Genomic DNA, 15,509 nt, shown 5'->3' with positions numbered 1-15,509 from the left:
ATAAACATGAGAGTAGCAAACAACAGAGCAAACAGAATTTAAGGGCCACTATAGCTTGTCAGCAGGAGGGCCTCAAGAAGGAGGCCGATTGCGCAGCGCAATGATTATTTAAATAAGGAGAACTTAGCGTGCTGCAGGAGCAGTGGCCCTTGCTGGAGGAGGTTTTATTGGTGTCGTTGGAGGAGTCGTCGTGGATTGTCTTTCCCTTCCTTGGCTCGTTGCGGGCGCTGCTGGGCTGGTTTGAACAGGCGAATTCTGTGGGGTGGCGGCCGTGGCCCCTCCTGATGATTTTTTGGCTGAAGAATAAGAAGAGCATTCTTCAGTTAACATCGAGTCCGAAATCGAAGTGGTGGGCTCCCATTCTTCATGAGATTTAACGAGAACCGTACAGGCCGACTTACAATAAGACGTATTTTGCGCGCCCTCCGAATCAGAATTGCATCCACAGCTCGCCACAACTGTTTCAGCTGAAGATCTGACCAAAGTGAGCGCACTCATTGCTTCGGAGATTTTCGTCCCGTCTGTTTCGACTTCACCTGAAGCGACCATTTTTTGGTTCAAGTAGGCTTGGGTTTGCTGAAGAACTTGCTCCGCAACAGCGGCTTTTTGATTCGCAAGAGCAATGCGCTGATTGTTGAGGATGGTTTTCTTGTTGGCATCCTCAATAGCGGCCTGTTTTTCAAGAGCTAACTGCTTTAACTTATTCTGCAACTTTGCAAGATCACGATTTGCATTTTCTACCACCCCTTTCAGGGCTTCAGGTAACTCTCGCTCATTGGCATCTTTGATTGTGGAAGAGATTTGATCCTTCTTGTCTCTAAGTGCTTTGATCGCATTGCTTGCGGCTGTCCGAGTGCTATCAAGGGATCGTTTGGCCGCCTGAGCAGTCGAAGTGTAGGCAGGGTCTGCTTTGCAACGCTGAAAATCTCTGTTCACCATGGATTGAGATTTCTTTCTGCTCGATACACCGACTTCGTTAAGTAAACTGTTAAAGGATCCTGTCGAATAAGTACTCTTGTCGATTTTAGCCTGCATAGCTGTCTGCAAGGCGGCAAGCTTTTGCAAAGCGGCCGCATGACACTGTTGATCGAGGGCGGCTAAGGCATTGAGGTAGGAACTGTACGCGTCATCGTATGATTTCTCGGCAGCAATGATTTGGTTCTCTATTGCAGACGATTGCTCGAGAAGCTGGGAAATTGTTTTTCGTGCTTCATTTTTTTCGTCCCTCATTTGGTCGTTCATTTTTTGTTTCACATCTTCGGCCGCATCCACTGTTTCAGTCATGGCTTTGTCTTTTTCAAGTTTGGTGTCTCGAAGCTGTGCCTCAATTTCACTGTTCTTTTCCGTCAAGTCGACAACTTCTTTTTTTGAATCTGTCACTTCCCTCTGAGCGTCTTTTACTTTTTCCATCCACTCTTTGAGATCAACACCGGCCATGGCAGGACAATTCTTGTATCTGAGGGCCGCCTTCTTGGGATCAGGTGTGTATTTGCCCGTTGACGCAGAAGAACCCTGGCCCATCCCCATAAAATCCGAGATCGAAGCTGGCTTTTTGTCAGGATCCGTCGAATCAATTTCCTCTGTATCGAGACTCGCGCAAACAGGATCTGTCGACTCTGTCCCTTGGCACTTGAGGCACTTGTCCACGTGAGCGAAACAGTCGCCATCGATCCCAGCAGCTCCACAAGCTGCAGCCAACTTGCCGTCATTTTCAGTGAATTTTTCGTAGGCTTTATTGCAATCCTGGAGTTCAGATTGATCGCCCATAATCTTTTTCTCGCATTTATCGGCCATTTTTGACAGGTATTCGTTCTTGCACTTCGCCTTTTCATTCGCCTCGGTAAATTTCAGACACTTATCTTCTGCAAGGGAGCTCCTACTTTCAGAGCTTGAACAAGGGTCGTTCTGATTCTGATAAATAACAGGTGGACTGGTTGTCTGCGAAGCGCCCTGAGCTGACAACAAAACCAGATTAACAGCAATACAACATCCAAGTGTCAGAACTTTAGGCAGTTTGAATGCGATCATTTTGATCTCCCTCAGTGGGTATAATTTGAGCAAGTTGGGTGCCAACATCATAATTCAAGGCTATTTGTACTCAAAAACCCGCAACTCACAGTCTACCTGAGAAAGAAAGGAGAACCAAAATGAGAGTGAATAAGGCTAGACCAAAGACAAAAAAATTCTGTGGTACTCGATGATCCGTAAACCCGGGTTCGCTAAGGTGGGTGACCATAATAGCAACTTTAGGCTTCTCATTACGCGATGAGCTTGCTCACCATTGCCAGGGACAGTCCCCAAAAATATGCTTGTAGGGTTTACTTTGTCATGAGCCCACAGAACACTTCAAATAATATCAAATAAAGCTCGCAATCACAATGGGGACATGAGGAAATGCCTCAGATATGATTCTATCTGTTAGAGGAAGAAATGAGCTCCTCTTCTACGTAAGTCTCGTTACATGACAGAAGGGCCTTTCCGATCAAATAGAATGATCCCTAGTCAATTGGATGCCATTTTTCCCTTTATTTTATTTTTTTACGGTGCTCTCTTGACAATCGTATTGCACCAGAAACACCTCGTAAACCTGGCCGAGAAGCGAATGCCTCACTCCGTGATTGAACAAATGAAGAGCCATAGGGTTTTGGCTCTTATATCTTTGATTCTGGGTTTTTTTTGGTCCCTTCAGGGCCTCTGGTTTTCCTAAGTCAGGAGTAAGCGAGGGGGGCAAGGAGAAGCGAGGCTGGTCGCAGAGTGCTCCTCAGTTGACACCCCTGGTTCATCTCAGTAAGTTCGATCGCGATGAAACAGATGACTCTAGATTTAAAAAACGTCGAAGAGAAGGCCCCTCAAAAAATGGAAGCTGAAATTGACGCTGTCGGTGCGCAGGTTGTCGAGCAGAAAGGACCTCAGGTCTACGCAGTTAGCCAATTGAATCAGGTTATTCGCCAATTGTTAGAAGGTCAGTTTGAGTTTCTGTGGATACAGGGAGAGATTTCAAATTTCAAGGCGCATCCTTCGGGTCATTACTATTTTAGTTTAAAAGATAAAAAGGCCCAAATCTCTGCGGTTATGTTCAAGGGTTTTAACCGGCATTTGAAGTTTAAACCAAAGGATGGAATTGAAGTTTTGGTTCGTGGCAAGGTCAGCGTTTACGAGCAGCGAGGCAACTATCAGATTTTATGTGAGACGATGGAGCCTTTGGGAGCGGGCTCTTTGCAGATAGCCTTTGAACAGTTGAAAATTAAATTGCAAAAGGAAGGTTTGTTTGATGTGGCTCGAAAGCGAAGCTTGCCGACCTTTCCTGAACATGTGGCGCTAGTGACAGCTCCGAGCGGGGCGGCTATTCGAGACATGCTCAATGTTTTGCGAAGGCGAAGTCGGGGACTACGTATCACTGTTATTCCTGCGATTGTTCAAGGGGGGCAGGCCCCCGAAAGTATTGTCAAGGGGATTGAAAATGCAAATCGTCTGTCCGATGTGGATGTGATTATTATTGGGCGTGGAGGAGGTTCGATAGAGGACCTTTGGGGGTTTAATGAGGAACAGGTGGCGAGAGCCATAGCTTCATCGAAAAGGCCCATTATTTCAGCTGTAGGTCACGAGATAGATTTTACGATTGCTGATTTTGTGGCTGATTTGAGGGCTCCAACTCCATCGGCCGCGGCAGAACTTGTTGTTAAAAATACGGATGATTTAATTACCGCGCTACATATTTGCAGTCGCCGTCTTTATCTTGCTTTGGAGAGGCGGTTTCAATTTTTTCGCCACAAGATCGAGAGTGTCTCAGGGCGTTTAACAGATCCGCGGAGAAAGTTGAGAGATTTGATTCTTCGCTGTGATGAGCTGACAGAGAGACTCGGATACGCAATGCTTCTCAGGTTGGAAAGATCAAGGTCTCAATGGGAACACCTTTCTACGCTTCTCGATTCATTGAGCCCACTGAGAGTGGTCGAACGCGGCTATGCTATCCTGAGAGGTCGTGATAACCATATTATCAAAAAAATTCAGGGCGTGGTTGTTGGGAGTCGGGTGGAGATTCAGGTTGCTGACGGTGTGATTGAGGCCGAGGTGAGTCGGGTAAGATCGGTTCAGATAAAAAGGGAGTTCACGTGAGTTTTGAAAAAAAATTGAGTCGGCTTGAAGCGATTATCAAAAAAATGGAAGAAGGAGAATGTTCTCTGGATGATTCTTTGAAATTATTCGAAGAAGGAGTTGGGTTGGCAAAAGAATGTCATGGGAAATTGAATGAAGCCGAACAAAAAGTGAAGGTTCTTCTCAGCGTCAGCGATCAGGGGCAGGCAGAGTTCGGAGAATTTAATATGGAAGGGGATGAAAAGTGAATAAGGAGACCTTCGTTTCCATGGAAAAAACTAGCTTTGAGGATTTGTTTCGCAAGGAATTGCAATTTATTGAGAATCACCTGCCTCACTATTTTGCTGAAACGAGCGAGCTATCGAGGGAGGGCTTGAGCCAACTCAATGAATCAATAAATTATTCCCTTTTGTCTGGCGGTAAGAGGTTTCGCCCAGTACTCAGCTTATTGACTGCCGAAGCATTAGGAAGTTCGCCGGATAGAGTTCTGCCTTTGGCAGCAGCCGTTGAGTTTATTCATACCTATTCGTTGATTCATGACGATCTGCCTGCAATGGACAACGATTCGCTCAGGCGAGGAAAACCCACAAATCATGTCGTATTTGGCGAAGCAACTGCGCTATTGGCTGGTGATGCACTTTTAACCGAAGCTTTTTGTGTTTTGGCAAAGGGGTATCGAGACCGTCCTCAAGTTGGACTTAAGGTGATCGAGATGCTTGCAGGGGCCACTGGTCTATTCGGCATGGTTGGGGGCCAAGGCATTGGATATGTTGCCCTTGGTGGAGAAGAGATCAGAAGAATTGATGCGAAAAATTCACGAACTCAAAACTGGGGCCTTGATAGCTGTGAGTTGTGAGGCAGCTGCTCATATTTGTGAAGCTGGTAGCGAAGAAATGTTGGCTCTCAAAGAATACTCCAGAAATCTAGGATTGGCCTTTCAGTTGGCAGATGACATCATGGATTTCAATCCGAATCATCCTGAAAAGACCAGCTATATCAATGTTGTTGGAATACATGAGACACATGTCTATTTTAAGAAGGTGACTGAATTGGCTTCGACTGCCCTTGATGTCTTTGACAGCAAGGGAGATAGGTTGCGTCGATTGGTAAAATTCAATGTGGATCGAGTTGGTCTGGCGAATTCTCAAAGTGAGGAACAGACCTTCAACTAAGGTTGGTCCTGCCATTGACTATTTTGGTAAATGACACGTTTTTCCTCAGTTTTAGATTGTCCATTGAGGGTTAGCATTAGAACGTGTAGCTGTGCTTCTGTTCCTTCAGAATTGAGAATATATGAGACATTCAAATTAACAAATCCTCTGTTTTTGTCATTTTTGGACCAAGCGCGACAGCTTTGAGAAAAAATATTGGGTCTCTGGCAGTAGAAATTGTAGGACGGATAGTTTGATTTAATAAAGGCAACTAGTTGTGCTTCTACCCTCTTTTTTTGTGCAGCTTCATTCACTCTTTCATTTTGCTCAGAACTATCTTTTAAAGAGGGGCTTAATTCGGCAAGAGAAGGTAGATTAATTTTTTGGAGGAGATCGTCGTCCTTGAGAAAAGCTTGAATCATTGAACGACACTGTTCTTCGGTGATCATTTCAGGCATATCTAACTCGCCAGGATAGATCATCAGAGTGCATCCTAAGGCACTTGATGGTCCGAATGAAAGATAGATATTGTTTGCTCGGCTCTTTTCAGATGGTGAAAATGGTATGACCTCCTCTTCTGCGTGGAGATAGTTTCCGTATTTTATGAGCAGTGTCTTTGGATTTATGGCAGAAGAAATGGTGAGTCGGCGAAGCTTTCCGGTGTATCCCATTGTTCGATAATCTAGGTTTATTGGTTCGTAACCAGACCAATATTTTGATGCAGACCAGACCTCGGTCGATTGATTGTGAAGAGTTTGATTTGATCGTTGAGTCAGAAGTATATCAAAAAGCCCCTTCCCCAGATTTACTGATTTAAGACTTCGAAAAAAAACCATCCGATTTTCATTCGGCGAAAAATAGCCCTGATCCAGAAAATTGAGGACAATTGTTTTTCCACCCAAGCTACCCTTGATAACAGGATCTTTTATAGCGAGCGCTTCAGTTTGGAATTTGAGCGTTAGAGGCGCTCCGGGCTCAATTTCATTTGTGTATGGATTGAGCTTGAGAGAGCAAAATCCATTGACGGTAAATTCGCTGGTTGAGGTTGATAAATTCCAATAATGGAAAAAATTTGACCCGTTTCGTATGGAATCCACGTCCCTTTCTTGTGCGTTATTGCTATGCAGAGTGCAGATCATCCCAATAATGGTATTGAGATTTGCCTGGTTTGCGATGAACGAACCGGGGAGTCGTGAAACTCCATACGATGGTTTAGCAATTGAAAAAGGAACCAAAAAAAGATAGGAAACCAAACACGTTATCGACCAAGCTTTTCGTTTCATCGGCGTATCCCCCCCTGCCAAATGATGGTTTATGCCTTAAGTCTAAAACCGGCCCTTCATATATCCAAATATTTCAAATCAATAGAAAAGTTTACATAATTTTTTTTGGATGAAAAGGAACGAATTCAGGCTTGTTCAAAAGGTGCTGTTTGATTTCATATCTCCAAATCCTGAGTCTTCGCTTGGCCTGTCGGACTGAGCTGGTGGGTTCGCTGGGAGTCTGTATCCTTGCCTTCCTCTGTCATCTGGACAGTAAGAGCGCTCAGGAGATTCTCCTCCGATAGAAACATAGCTGATCGAGGTCCCTCCCGTGTTAGTCCACCTGCCGACTCCGTTCTTATCGGCGACATAAACAGGTCGAGGAGAGCCGCCGGTTCGCGGATTTGAAAAAATCACTGAGGTCTTTCCATTGTTGTAAAGATAGCTGGTATCTGAGACGTAGCAGTGGCCATTGTTGTCAATGGCCACAACGGGTTGTTCCGAGAGAGCAGAGAAGCTTGCCTTTTGCATGTTGCTCGGTTGAACATTCACAAATCCCTGACACCTGGTGCTGCCATCGGAGGTCGAAAAAAGAGTTCCATTGTTGTGACGTTGTTTAATGCTCTCCAAGCAGCGCCCTATTCCTGCTCGGGTGCTGCTGGGGGACCCAAAGATATTTGCAAATCCAGATTTTACCTTGCTCTCATAGACCTCCAGCATTTGCAAACGACGCTGAGCCCACTGCCGGCGCGGGTTGCCGGCGTTAGATCTTACGGAGCTATTTTGGTAGCCTCCACTTCCTGGCCGTGGGCAAAATAATTCTTTCGCTGTATTCATATCAAGTCCGTAGATTTCCTCGAATGGGTTGGCTCTATTTCCAGAAAGTTCTGCTCTTGTGAGATCTCGTCCCATTTGCCATGAGGTGGTCAAGCGAGCCTGTTCTGGAGTCAGGGCATCCCAATCGTACTCGTTTCGACTGCAGTGCCCGAATGCCTGAGAGTAGTTTAGCGCCAAATGGGCCATGTCTTTTGGGTTGGGAGTGCCTCGTCCCATAGCTCTGCTACACTGGTGAATCATCGTTGTGAGAAGAGATAACCATTTTTCTGAAACACCAGATTGGGACGAGTAGTGATTTCCCGATTCACTTTCGGTATAGTATTTCTCTGCGATGCACTTGGCGCATTGCATGCCTCGGTCAACGAGGAGTTCGTGGGAAGGATCACAGCCAGTGGTGGCACTGAGGGTAATTCCATTTGGATCCACGGGAGGTTCCGCTGGTGGAGGGGGCTCGGCAATAGTCTCCGGCGCCCTTCGCGCAATTTGAGGCCCTGTTGGTGGCGGTGAAGGTCTGTTTGGCATTCCATCCGGATAGCCTTTTGTCATGATCTCTTTGTACGTGTCTACAAAACGCTTGTATCTGCCGCCATCGAACTCATCTGTGTCGGAGTTGTATTTACCTATAAGAACCTCGCATTCGTCTCGCTGAATGACACTGCCCACTCTCGGAGGCTTGCCTTTTTCTCTCACTTCTTTTAAAAAGGCGCGTCTTTTGGTGGCCCAGGGGCCTTTTTCAGTCTCGACACTTTTGACGGCTGTTGCTTCATCTAGCTCTTTGACGCAGTGATTTTTAAATTTTCTAAACAGTGCATCCATTCCCTTGGCTTTGACATTGAAGCCTTCAAAATCTTGCAGTTCTGGTACTTGATCGAAATTTTTTTGACTTTTCTGGATATCTGCCGCCAATTTCACGAGATGAGACATCACCCGCGGATCGAAGGCCCGAATTTTTAACTCTCCCACGAGTTTCAAGCGCTCTTCAGCTGATTTTCTCATCCACTCAGGAGTGATATTTTCCTTTAAAAAGGCGTCGACCGAAGACTTGTGACTTTTTTCAATGTCACGAGCCTTCTTATCGCACTCCGCAGTGGAAGTAATTCCTGGAGTGACGCACATTTCAATCCCGAAAGAAGTAAAACTGCATTGAACATAAGCTTCGCCAAAATTCTTTCCTTTAGAGTAATCACTTTTCCATTCTTGCTGAATTTTTTGGTGCACGGAGGTCGAATACAACCATAGGCGCTCGCCGTTGTTGCATACTGAGAGAAGTGACCACCGTAAATGCAGCCTTCATCTGTAACTTCCTTGTTGAGGTTGCGGTAAAACTTACTTTTGTCTGCAGCAAAGACGTCCAAGCCAAAAATAAGGGCATAGAATTCGGATTGGCCCCGTGAGTTTTGGGCCACTTCAAATTGAAAGGCTCCTTGCACTTTCTCCAATTCAAGAAGGGTTTCACGCATCAGTTCTATGTACTGGATGCGCGAGCGGTGATCAAGGAGACCCAATTGCTGAAGAGTCAAGGCCGCATAGGCGCCGTTCGTATTCTGATCCCTGTCAAGAATGGCAGGGGCTCTGCCGATTGTTCCGGCTTCGGCCAGCGGAGCCACGAGAATAAAACTGTTTGGCATTATAAAGATGTAGAGCAGGAACACGCATGCTTTTATTTGGCTCATTTTCTCTCCCCTTGACGCTCAATCTTTATTATTCGCTGGTCTTTTGGTAGGTTCTATAAAAAACTGCATTTATCGACTCTAGGCGGGTGTCTATTTTTTGGAAAAATCTAAATCTAAATCAAAATCTAAAAATATGCGTTTGGATTTATGGCTAGTTGGGCAAGGACTGACACCATCCAGGACCAAGGCACGGGAATTAATTAAATCGAATCAAGTCGAAGTTTGTTGGAAGGGGCGATGGACTCTTGTGAATTTGCCTCATTGGGGAGTTCCATCAGGAGAGGATTTTTTGGTCCGACTTGTTTTGCCAGATTTACTCAAATATGTTTCTCGTGCTGGATTAAAATTGGAAGCAGCCTTAAAGCATATAGAGCTATCCGTTGAAGGAATCACAGCACTTGATATAGGTCAGTCAACCGGCGGCTTCACGGACTGCTTGTTGCAGGCAGGATGCAAAGCCGTGGTTGGTCTCGATGTGGGGCATGGCCAACTTCATCCAAAAATTAAAACCGATCCTCGGGTCGTGAGTTTTGAAGGAGTCAATGTAAGGGGAATTCACCTCTATCCGGAGCTTTCCTCACGTTTCAATCAGGGTTATGGGCTCGTTGTAATAGACGTGTCTTTTGTATCCCTGACTCAGGTGATACCCGTAGTTGCCAAATTGATGAACAAAGGGGAGAGGATGCTGGCTTTGGTAAAACCTCAATTTGAGGTTGGAGCCCATAATTTGAATAAACGCGGAGTGGTAAGATCCCAAAGCGAATATGACAAGGTGCAGGTAAAAATTCGAAATTGTGCCGAATCTGAAAATCTGAAAGTGCTAGCCTATTTTGAAAGTGGTTTGATAGGAGCCGACGGAAATCAGGAGTTTTTTATTTTTCTTGAGAGGAACGGGAAGTGAATATTCAAAGGCTTTTTTTTCTGTTGTGGTTTTTTTCATTCTTAGGCTGTGGTTTGGTTAAAACTCGCGATCAGACAATCGTTCAGCAGCAGGAATCCCACAAGCAAGCAACAAAAGAGCAGCACATAGACGGGAAAACTGAGCACGAGGGAGGGGAGCCGAATTCAATTTCAGGAGCAGGCGCCAAAACGGGAGGACAAATTCCAAAGGTGGCTGTTATTTTGGGGCCTGGAGGGGTTAAGAGCTTTGCGCATGCGGGTGTATTAAAAGAGTTGATAAAGGCAAAGATTCCTATCTCCGCTGTCATTGGAATTGAATGGGGCGCCTTGGTGGCGGGCATATTCGCGCAAAATGGGCAGGTCCATGAGGTCGAATGGAAGCTTTATAAGTTACAGAAGGCTGATCTTCCTGGCAAAGGCTTGTTTTCTACACGTTTTAAGGCCGAGTCAATTAAGGTTCTGAATGATTATTTCCATCGAAATCTCAGGGGAAATCAGGTCGATCGGGCGAGAGTCGCCTTTGGATGCCCATCTCTCTCTCTGTGGAGCGGAACTCTCGTTTGGCAAGATCGAGGAGACATGATGGGAGTTATCAGCAAATGTTTACCCTATCCTCCTTTATTCAAGCCGAGCAGCCCTTGGATGGCGGCCGCATTTTCAGTGACAGATTCCGTGAAGTACCTAAAAAAGAAGGGCTTTGATGTCATTATTTTGGTCAATGTTTTGGGCTCAGGTGAGCTGTTGGCACAAGATGAATTATTGGAAGAGTATCAATCGGCATTGCTGTGGCAGGAAATACGTCGCTCCAATATTGAAGCGCGACAATACGTAACAGACATCATTGACGTTGAGACAAAAGATTTTAAAATGTATGATTTTGATAACCGGACGGGACTAGTGAATGTTGGAGAGTTGGCGGGCGCACGGCTGGCTCGGAAGATTGCGGAAAAATACGGTTTTTGAGGAGATTTAATGAGAAGGCCTGTTCATGATATGAGAATATTCAAGGAAAGAAGAGAGCGCTTGGCCCACAAGGTTGCGGGAGGGGCGTTGATTGCGCCAGCAGCGCCCGAATATATTCGTAATAACGACGTTCACCATCCCTACCGTCAGGACTCAAATTTGTTTTATTTAACGGGGTTCGAAGAGCCTGAGTCGGTATTGGTTTTTCGCCCGGGCAAGAAGCCCGAAACGGTGTTGTTTGTTCGAGATAAGGATGTTCTGCGTGAGACATGGGAGGGGTTTCGCTATGGTCCCGATGGAGTTATTGCAAATTTCGGAGTTGACCAAGCCTATTTGATTGAAGATTTTGAGAGGGAATGTCCGAAACTTCTCGCTGAGGTTGAGAGAGTTTACTACACGCTCTTTCATGACATTGAGTTTGATGAGAGAGTGAGTCGTGTGATATTGTCTCTCAGAGACATGAGACGGCGAAGTGGACTTGGGCTTTTGCCGATATCAGACGCTTATCCACAGATAGGCGAAATGCGTCTCATCAAGTCCCCATATGAGATCGAGACCATGGCGCGAGCTTGTCAAATTTCTGCTGAGGCTCACGTCGAAGTCATGAAATACGTTCGACCCGGGATGAATGAACGTGAAATACAGGGTCGTTTTGTTTTTGAAATAATGAAGAGAGGTGCTGCACGAGAAGGTTACGGAACTATTGTTGCCGGTGGAGCCAATTCCACGACACTTCATTATGTTTTTAATGACCAGGAACTGCAAGAAGGGGATTTAATGCTCGTTGATGCCGGAGGTGAATATTATTTTTACACGGGAGACATCACTCGCACGTATCCGGTCAACGGAAAATTTACCGAGACTCAAGGGAGAATTTACCAGCAGGTGTTAGATCTACAAAAGGAATTGATAGAGATGGTAAAACCGGGTCTGAAGTTTTCAAAACTCCAAGAAAGAACCATTGATAGACTGGTTGAAGTTATGATCGATGAAAAACTTTTAAGCGGATCAAAATCAGAAATCATCCAGACTGGTTCCTACCGAAAATATTATCCTCATGGAGTGAGTCATTGGTTAGGGATGGATGTTCATGATTCGGGAATGGTCGAAATTGGTGGAGAATCGAGACAATTGGAGTTGGGAATGTGTTTTACCGTGGAACCGGGAATATATATTCCTCGCAACGATGAAACGGCACCAAAGGAATTGCGCGGAGTGGGCATTCGAATTGAAGATAACATTGCTGTGACTGAGACAGGATATCGAAATTTGACTCATGCAGCACTAAAAGAGGTAGATGAGATGGAAGAAATAATTGGTTCTCTCCCTTTGGACTGAGGTGGATCAATCTTTTATCATAGGCAGGGCCGAAGAATCCAACTTGATGGGACTGAGTCGGTATTTTTGCTTTAATTTCTCGATGGCAACATCCCGATCGAGGGCATTCACGATGCCGATGAGGAGAACATCCCCATTGTTTCTAATCGTGCTTGTATCACCCCAGCTTTCGGTCCTTGCGAGGATGCGGCAGCCAATTCCTATTAAAGAGTCCAACTGAGCCGCTGAAGCTTCGGTTGTTCCGAGGATGCTTGTCACGTTGAGCTCACGGCAGATTTCCAACGCCCGACAACGCAGGATACTATGCAGTCCAATCCGAGAGTAGCTCATATCACAAGCAGCTCGAGCGATCAGGCCATAGGGTGGTTGCAGTTCTGTGGGAGTTGGAAAGAGAGTCGACAATTCCAATTTTTTCTTTGATCGAAAAAGGGAAAGTCGCAAACAAGATACAATTTTCTTGGAGATCTTGTCCACAAAGCCAAGATGAACAGAATTTTGATCAGTTTGATTCCATTTTAAGCAATCCGATACGACTCTTCTCCCGTAGTATCTGAGGTACTCTTTGTGCCTTAGCCTGACAATCTGATCTGAATGGACAGGTTCCAAAATTGAGAATTCAATATTGTCGAAGGGGGGCATAAAATTATTTCCTTATCACTCAAATTGGAGCATATTCATTTTTGAATATTTATTGTTATCATGGAAGTCTTTTTCGTATTTCAACTCTAGGACTATTTGTGTTTAATGAACCATTTCCTTTAATTGATGGGGAACTAAAGTTAAACATACCACCTCGAAGATTTGAGGCCGATGGCGAAGCCTGGTCAAGCGGACAGATATCATCAAAGCTATGGCTCTGTGAGATTATTGAGAGGGAGTTTGAATCATCTCAACCAATTGTTTTGTGGGTCTATGGTTCATGGTATGGGATGTTGCCGTTTCTTCTTTTGACTCGCGAGAGAATAGGAGTTCGATCTTTAGGCCTTTTTGATTTGGATGCAGAGGCGCTGCACATCTCAAGAGGAATACTTGAAAATTGGATGTGTTTTGGTTTCGAAGTGAGTTTTTTTCAATTGGATTGCAATGATTTAAAAGGGGATGAGCCTTTTTACTCGCAAAATCCCAACCTGATTGTGAATTCTTCCTGCGAACACTTTTCTTCTCGCGACTGGTTAAAGAGCATTCCCGCCGGAATCAAAGTGCTCTTACAGTCAACGGATATGGAGCACCAGACTCACGTGGACTCCCCAAGGAGTCTTGAAGACTTTAAGAGGCAAGTTTTTCCTTTTGTTGAGATCTTATGGGCTGGTGAGAGAGTATTCCGTTACCCTGGAAGATCCTTTTTTAGATTTACTATTTTTGGTCGTCGATATTCAACAGATGATGCTGATACACAAAATGAAAATTCTGATTCAAGAAATTTCCTTTAGAGAAATTCTTCCGATTTGGGAGCATTGTCTTTGGCCAAGTCGGAAGAGCAGAATTGAGCCGACAAGCATAATTGATCACATGGGTGAACTCAGTTTAGAAATGGAAAGGCTAAATCCTGTTTTTTTCTGGGGAGGATTTAGGGGTAAAAATAATCAATTGGTAGCTGTGTTGAGTGCCTTTCCCACTTCAGAGGATCATTTTCGCTGCAGGGGACTATGGGTTCATCCGGAAGTGAGAGGCACAGGAGTTGGCAGAGAACTGATTCTAAAAGCCGAGCAGGAGTCCTTGAAATTGGGGCGGACAATCCTCTGGACTATGCCTCGCATGGCGGCCCTCGAGTTTTATCTCAAATGCGGCTTTACAGCAGGGAAACTGCTGTCGCAGTACGAATTTGGTCCCCATGTTTTAGCCGAGAAAAATTTAGCAAGAAGCTAATGGGTTCAGGGACGATCTCGCTTGTTGAGTTAGTCTCAGCGCGGAGCCTTGTTAACCCCGAAAAGAAAGGGAGGGAAGGCAGCCAGCGGAGCGGAATTTAGAATCCAAATACTTCATTTCAGCAGACTCGCAGTAAGAGACAAATGCCTCACGAGACTTCCAAACGTTGACAAAGCTGACGCTCTTAGAGTCTTTTGCGAGGACTCTTGAAGAGCGAATCAAAGATTTATTGGAAGCAAAGTTCTTTCTGACGGATAGGTAGTGATTTGCCCATGAGGAATCAAGATCTGGAAGAAGAATCTTCAGAAAAGGAATTGCTGCGGCGTCGCCGTTATAGGCAGAAAAGGCTTTCTCATCCAAGTGATCAAGATGGATGGTATAGTTGGTGACGAATGTTTCACCACCAAAAATTGGGGCAGCACTCCCGAAGAGTCCGATTCCTGGAACGGCCCCAGCCAACATAAATAAAAAAGAACGTCTCTGCTGTCTTGATATTTCTTCCATTGTTTGAATGCTATCACTAATAATTATCTTGAAAAGAAAAAAAAAGAGAAAAAAGATCAAGGGAGGGGGTGGGAGGAGCTGTCATCTGGACTAAGATCCAAAAGGATTGAGCTTTTCTTAAAAGGGATCATCCGCGACAGGCAAATGGTAAAACCAGCCCTTGTTTTTAGCAATTTCAACGAGACGCAGCTCGTCTTCGAAGAGTTCTGGGTTGCCGTTGGAAGCCGCCATAGCCAATCGCACATGGGTTGCTGATTCAAGAAGAGCGAGATCCCCCGGAGTATTTCCAGAACAAAAGAAGGGTCGAATTCCGCTTGTGGTCCTCAAAAGTCCTTCCACCTTCCCTTCCCTCCATGTGATGGGTCCGTCTTGTTCTGTGGTGACTAGACCTGCGCCGTCGATTTTTGTCGTTATTCCAAGAACCCTGTCGGGCGAAATTCCGTAAATAGCTGCTGCAGGTTCGACAGACCACTTGATGCTCGCGGTCACAACATAGACTTTAACATCTTTGGAATGGAGTAGGTCGATAAGCTTTTTCTGTCCGTTAAAGATCGGGAGAGGTGAGTGAGCTTTTACACACTCTTCACTCCACTTGCGAACCTGCGTGAGAGGCTGACCCGCATTAATTTGAGCTAACCACAGGTAAGCGACTTGTGGAGAAACCTCTTTTTTTAATCTGAGATAGTGCTCCCAGGGCTCAGGAGGAAGATTTTTTAAGAGCTTTTGCTCAATTTGATGGAAAAAAAAGTTTTCTCCCATATCTGTATCCCAAAGGGTACCGTCCGCATCAAAGGCGGCAACCAAGGGGCCACTGGTTTCACTGACAGCCTTATCAATAGCGTCAGAAATCTTTCGAACCAAACTCACAGAGAGATCATTCATGAAAATCCTCGACGACGACCGTTTAACATTCAATTATA

Annotated in this window: 16 protein-coding genes and 1 other RNA gene; 9 read left to right on the top strand and 8 right to left on the bottom strand. The window is 45.2% G+C overall.

Annotation, left to right across the window (positions count from 1 at the left end):
• Nucleotides 1–123 precede the first annotated feature (123 nt).
• On the bottom strand, nucleotides 124–2,028 hold the full coding sequence (locus IPL83_16640) for a hypothetical protein (GenBank protein MBK9040752.1): 1,905 nt from the start codon (nucleotides 2,026–2,028) through the stop codon (nucleotides 124–126).
• A 150-nt stretch (nucleotides 2,029–2,178) separates the two neighbouring features.
• A non-coding RNA gene (gene ssrS / locus IPL83_16635) (6S RNA) lies at nucleotides 2,179–2,346 on the bottom strand.
• Nucleotides 2,347–2,856: 510 nt separating this feature from the next.
• On the opposite strand from ssrS, the gene xseA reads away from it, so the two are divergent.
• The 4 genes from xseA to IPL83_16615 are packed head-to-tail and all read left to right on the top strand — an operon-like array spanning nucleotide 2,857 to nucleotide 5,267.
• On the top strand, nucleotides 2,857–4,116 hold the full coding sequence (xseA, locus tag IPL83_16630; GenBank protein MBK9040751.1) for an exodeoxyribonuclease VII large subunit: 1,260 nt from the start codon (nucleotides 2,857–2,859) through the stop codon (nucleotides 4,114–4,116).
• Complete coding sequence (locus IPL83_16625; protein ID MBK9040750.1) at nucleotides 4,113–4,343, top strand: exodeoxyribonuclease VII small subunit; 231 nt, start codon at nucleotides 4,113–4,115, stop codon at nucleotides 4,341–4,343. Before xseA ends, IPL83_16625 begins: the two co-directional genes overlap by 4 nt.
• Nucleotides 4,344–4,363: 20 nt before the next feature.
• Nucleotides 4,364–4,951 carry a polyprenyl synthetase family protein gene (locus tag IPL83_16620; protein MBK9040749.1) on the top strand — a complete coding sequence of 196 codons (588 nt, stop codon included), beginning with the start codon at nucleotides 4,364–4,366 and terminating at the stop codon, nucleotides 4,949–4,951.
• The gene (locus IPL83_16615; protein ID MBK9040748.1) at nucleotides 4,899–5,267 is read left to right on the top strand and encodes a polyprenyl synthetase family protein; all 369 of its coding nucleotides are present in this window, start codon (nucleotides 4,899–4,901) and stop codon (nucleotides 5,265–5,267) included. The genes IPL83_16620 and IPL83_16615 overlap by 53 nt, the downstream gene beginning before the upstream one ends.
• Here the strand turns inward: IPL83_16615 and IPL83_16610 are convergent.
• The 3 genes from IPL83_16610 to IPL83_16600 form a co-directional block, all read right to left on the bottom strand.
• Nucleotides 5,264–6,529 carry a hypothetical protein gene (locus tag IPL83_16610; protein ID MBK9040747.1) on the bottom strand — a complete coding sequence of 422 codons (1,266 nt, stop codon included), beginning with the start codon at nucleotides 6,527–6,529 and terminating at the stop codon, nucleotides 5,264–5,266. The genes IPL83_16615 and IPL83_16610 overlap by 4 nt on opposite strands.
• A 135-nt stretch (nucleotides 6,530–6,664) precedes the next feature.
• Nucleotides 6,665–8,461: a hypothetical protein gene (locus IPL83_16605; protein ID MBK9040746.1), complete on the bottom strand. Its 1,797-nt coding sequence runs from the start codon at nucleotides 8,459–8,461 to the stop codon at nucleotides 6,665–6,667.
• Nucleotides 8,365–9,018: a hypothetical protein gene (locus tag IPL83_16600; protein MBK9040745.1), complete on the bottom strand. Its 654-nt coding sequence runs from the start codon at nucleotides 9,016–9,018 to the stop codon at nucleotides 8,365–8,367. The genes IPL83_16605 and IPL83_16600 overlap by 97 nt, the downstream gene beginning before the upstream one ends.
• Nucleotides 9,019–9,151: 133 nt before the next feature.
• Here IPL83_16600 and IPL83_16595 point away from each other — a divergent pair, with 133 nt between their 5' ends.
• Genes IPL83_16595 through IPL83_16585 form a run of 3 tightly spaced genes read left to right on the top strand, consistent with a single transcriptional unit; the run spans nucleotide 9,152 to nucleotide 12,219 of the window.
• Nucleotides 9,152–9,919 (top strand): TlyA family RNA methyltransferase, encoded by a 768-nt coding sequence (locus IPL83_16595; protein MBK9040744.1) that lies wholly within the window; start codon nucleotides 9,152–9,154, stop codon nucleotides 9,917–9,919.
• Nucleotides 9,916–10,881 carry a hypothetical protein gene (locus IPL83_16590; GenBank protein ID MBK9040743.1) on the top strand — a complete coding sequence of 322 codons (966 nt, stop codon included), beginning with the start codon at nucleotides 9,916–9,918 and terminating at the stop codon, nucleotides 10,879–10,881. Before IPL83_16595 ends, IPL83_16590 begins: the two co-directional genes overlap by 4 nt.
• Before the next feature lie 9 nt (nucleotides 10,882–10,890).
• The gene (locus IPL83_16585) at nucleotides 10,891–12,219 is read left to right on the top strand and encodes an aminopeptidase P N-terminal domain-containing protein (GenBank protein ID MBK9040742.1); all 1,329 of its coding nucleotides are present in this window, start codon (nucleotides 10,891–10,893) and stop codon (nucleotides 12,217–12,219) included.
• A gap of 6 nt (nucleotides 12,220–12,225) precedes the next feature.
• Here IPL83_16585 and IPL83_16580 read toward each other — a convergent pair whose 3' ends face one another.
• The gene (locus IPL83_16580) at nucleotides 12,226–12,858 is read right to left on the bottom strand and encodes a hypothetical protein (GenBank protein ID MBK9040741.1); all 633 of its coding nucleotides are present in this window, start codon (nucleotides 12,856–12,858) and stop codon (nucleotides 12,226–12,228) included.
• 41 nt (nucleotides 12,859–12,899) lie between these two features.
• Here IPL83_16580 and IPL83_16575 point away from each other — a divergent pair, with 41 nt between their 5' ends.
• Nucleotides 12,900–13,649: a hypothetical protein gene (locus tag IPL83_16575; protein MBK9040740.1), complete on the top strand. Its 750-nt coding sequence runs from the start codon at nucleotides 12,900–12,902 to the stop codon at nucleotides 13,647–13,649.
• Nucleotides 13,618–14,085, top strand: a complete 468-nt coding sequence (locus IPL83_16570; GenBank protein ID MBK9040739.1) for a GNAT family N-acetyltransferase — start codon at nucleotides 13,618–13,620, stop codon at nucleotides 14,083–14,085. The genes IPL83_16575 and IPL83_16570 overlap by 32 nt, the downstream gene beginning before the upstream one ends.
• A 51-nt stretch (nucleotides 14,086–14,136) precedes the next feature.
• Here the strand turns inward: IPL83_16570 and IPL83_16565 are convergent, their stop codons facing one another.
• Together IPL83_16565 and IPL83_16560 are read right to left on the bottom strand one after the other, a co-directional pair.
• A complete protein-coding gene (locus tag IPL83_16565) occupies nucleotides 14,137–14,589 on the bottom strand; it encodes a hypothetical protein (protein MBK9040738.1) in 453 nt (150 codons plus the stop codon).
• Between the two features lie 117 nt (nucleotides 14,590–14,706).
• A complete protein-coding gene (locus tag IPL83_16560) occupies nucleotides 14,707–15,471 on the bottom strand; it encodes a haloacid dehalogenase-like hydrolase (protein ID MBK9040737.1) in 765 nt (254 codons plus the stop codon).
• Nucleotides 15,472–15,509 lie beyond the last annotated feature (38 nt).

Source organism: Bdellovibrionales bacterium (assembly GCA_016716765.1).
In the GTDB taxonomy this organism is placed as follows: domain Bacteria; phylum Bdellovibrionota; class Bdellovibrionia; order Bdellovibrionales; family UBA1609; genus JADJVA01.
The sequence above is the reverse complement of the archived record's forward strand: the minus strand, read 5'-3'. Positions and strand labels throughout refer to the sequence as shown.

Excerpts from the sequence above, each read along its gene's own strand:
- IPL83_16640 (MBK9040752.1), bottom strand. The coding sequence starts at position 2,028 with ATGATCGCATTCAAACTGCCTAAAGTTCTGACACTTGGATGTTGTATT.
- xseA (MBK9040751.1), top strand. The coding sequence starts at position 2,857 with ATGGAAGCTGAAATTGACGCTGTCGGTGCGCAGGTTGTCGAGCAGAAA.
- IPL83_16620 (MBK9040749.1), top strand. The coding sequence starts at position 4,364 with ATGGAAAAAACTAGCTTTGAGGATTTGTTTCGCAAGGAATTGCAATTT.
- IPL83_16615 (MBK9040748.1), top strand. The coding sequence starts at position 4,899 with ATGCGAAAAATTCACGAACTCAAAACTGGGGCCTTGATAGCTGTGAGT.
- IPL83_16610 (MBK9040747.1), bottom strand. The coding sequence starts at position 6,529 with ATGAAACGAAAAGCTTGGTCGATAACGTGTTTGGTTTCCTATCTTTTT.
- IPL83_16605 (MBK9040746.1), bottom strand. The coding sequence starts at position 8,461 with ATGTGCGTCACTCCAGGAATTACTTCCACTGCGGAGTGCGATAAGAAG.
- IPL83_16600 (MBK9040745.1), bottom strand. The coding sequence starts at position 9,018 with ATGAGCCAAATAAAAGCATGCGTGTTCCTGCTCTACATCTTTATAATG.
- IPL83_16595 (MBK9040744.1), top strand. The coding sequence starts at position 9,152 with ATGCGTTTGGATTTATGGCTAGTTGGGCAAGGACTGACACCATCCAGG.
- IPL83_16585 (MBK9040742.1), top strand. The coding sequence starts at position 10,891 with ATGAGAAGGCCTGTTCATGATATGAGAATATTCAAGGAAAGAAGAGAG.
- IPL83_16580 (MBK9040741.1), bottom strand. The coding sequence starts at position 12,858 with ATGCCCCCCTTCGACAATATTGAATTCTCAATTTTGGAACCTGTCCAT.
- IPL83_16570 (MBK9040739.1), top strand. The coding sequence starts at position 13,618 with ATGAAAATTCTGATTCAAGAAATTTCCTTTAGAGAAATTCTTCCGATT.
- IPL83_16565 (MBK9040738.1), bottom strand. The coding sequence starts at position 14,589 with ATGGAAGAAATATCAAGACAGCAGAGACGTTCTTTTTTATTTATGTTG.
- IPL83_16560 (MBK9040737.1), bottom strand. The coding sequence starts at position 15,471 with ATGAATGATCTCTCTGTGAGTTTGGTTCGAAAGATTTCTGACGCTATT.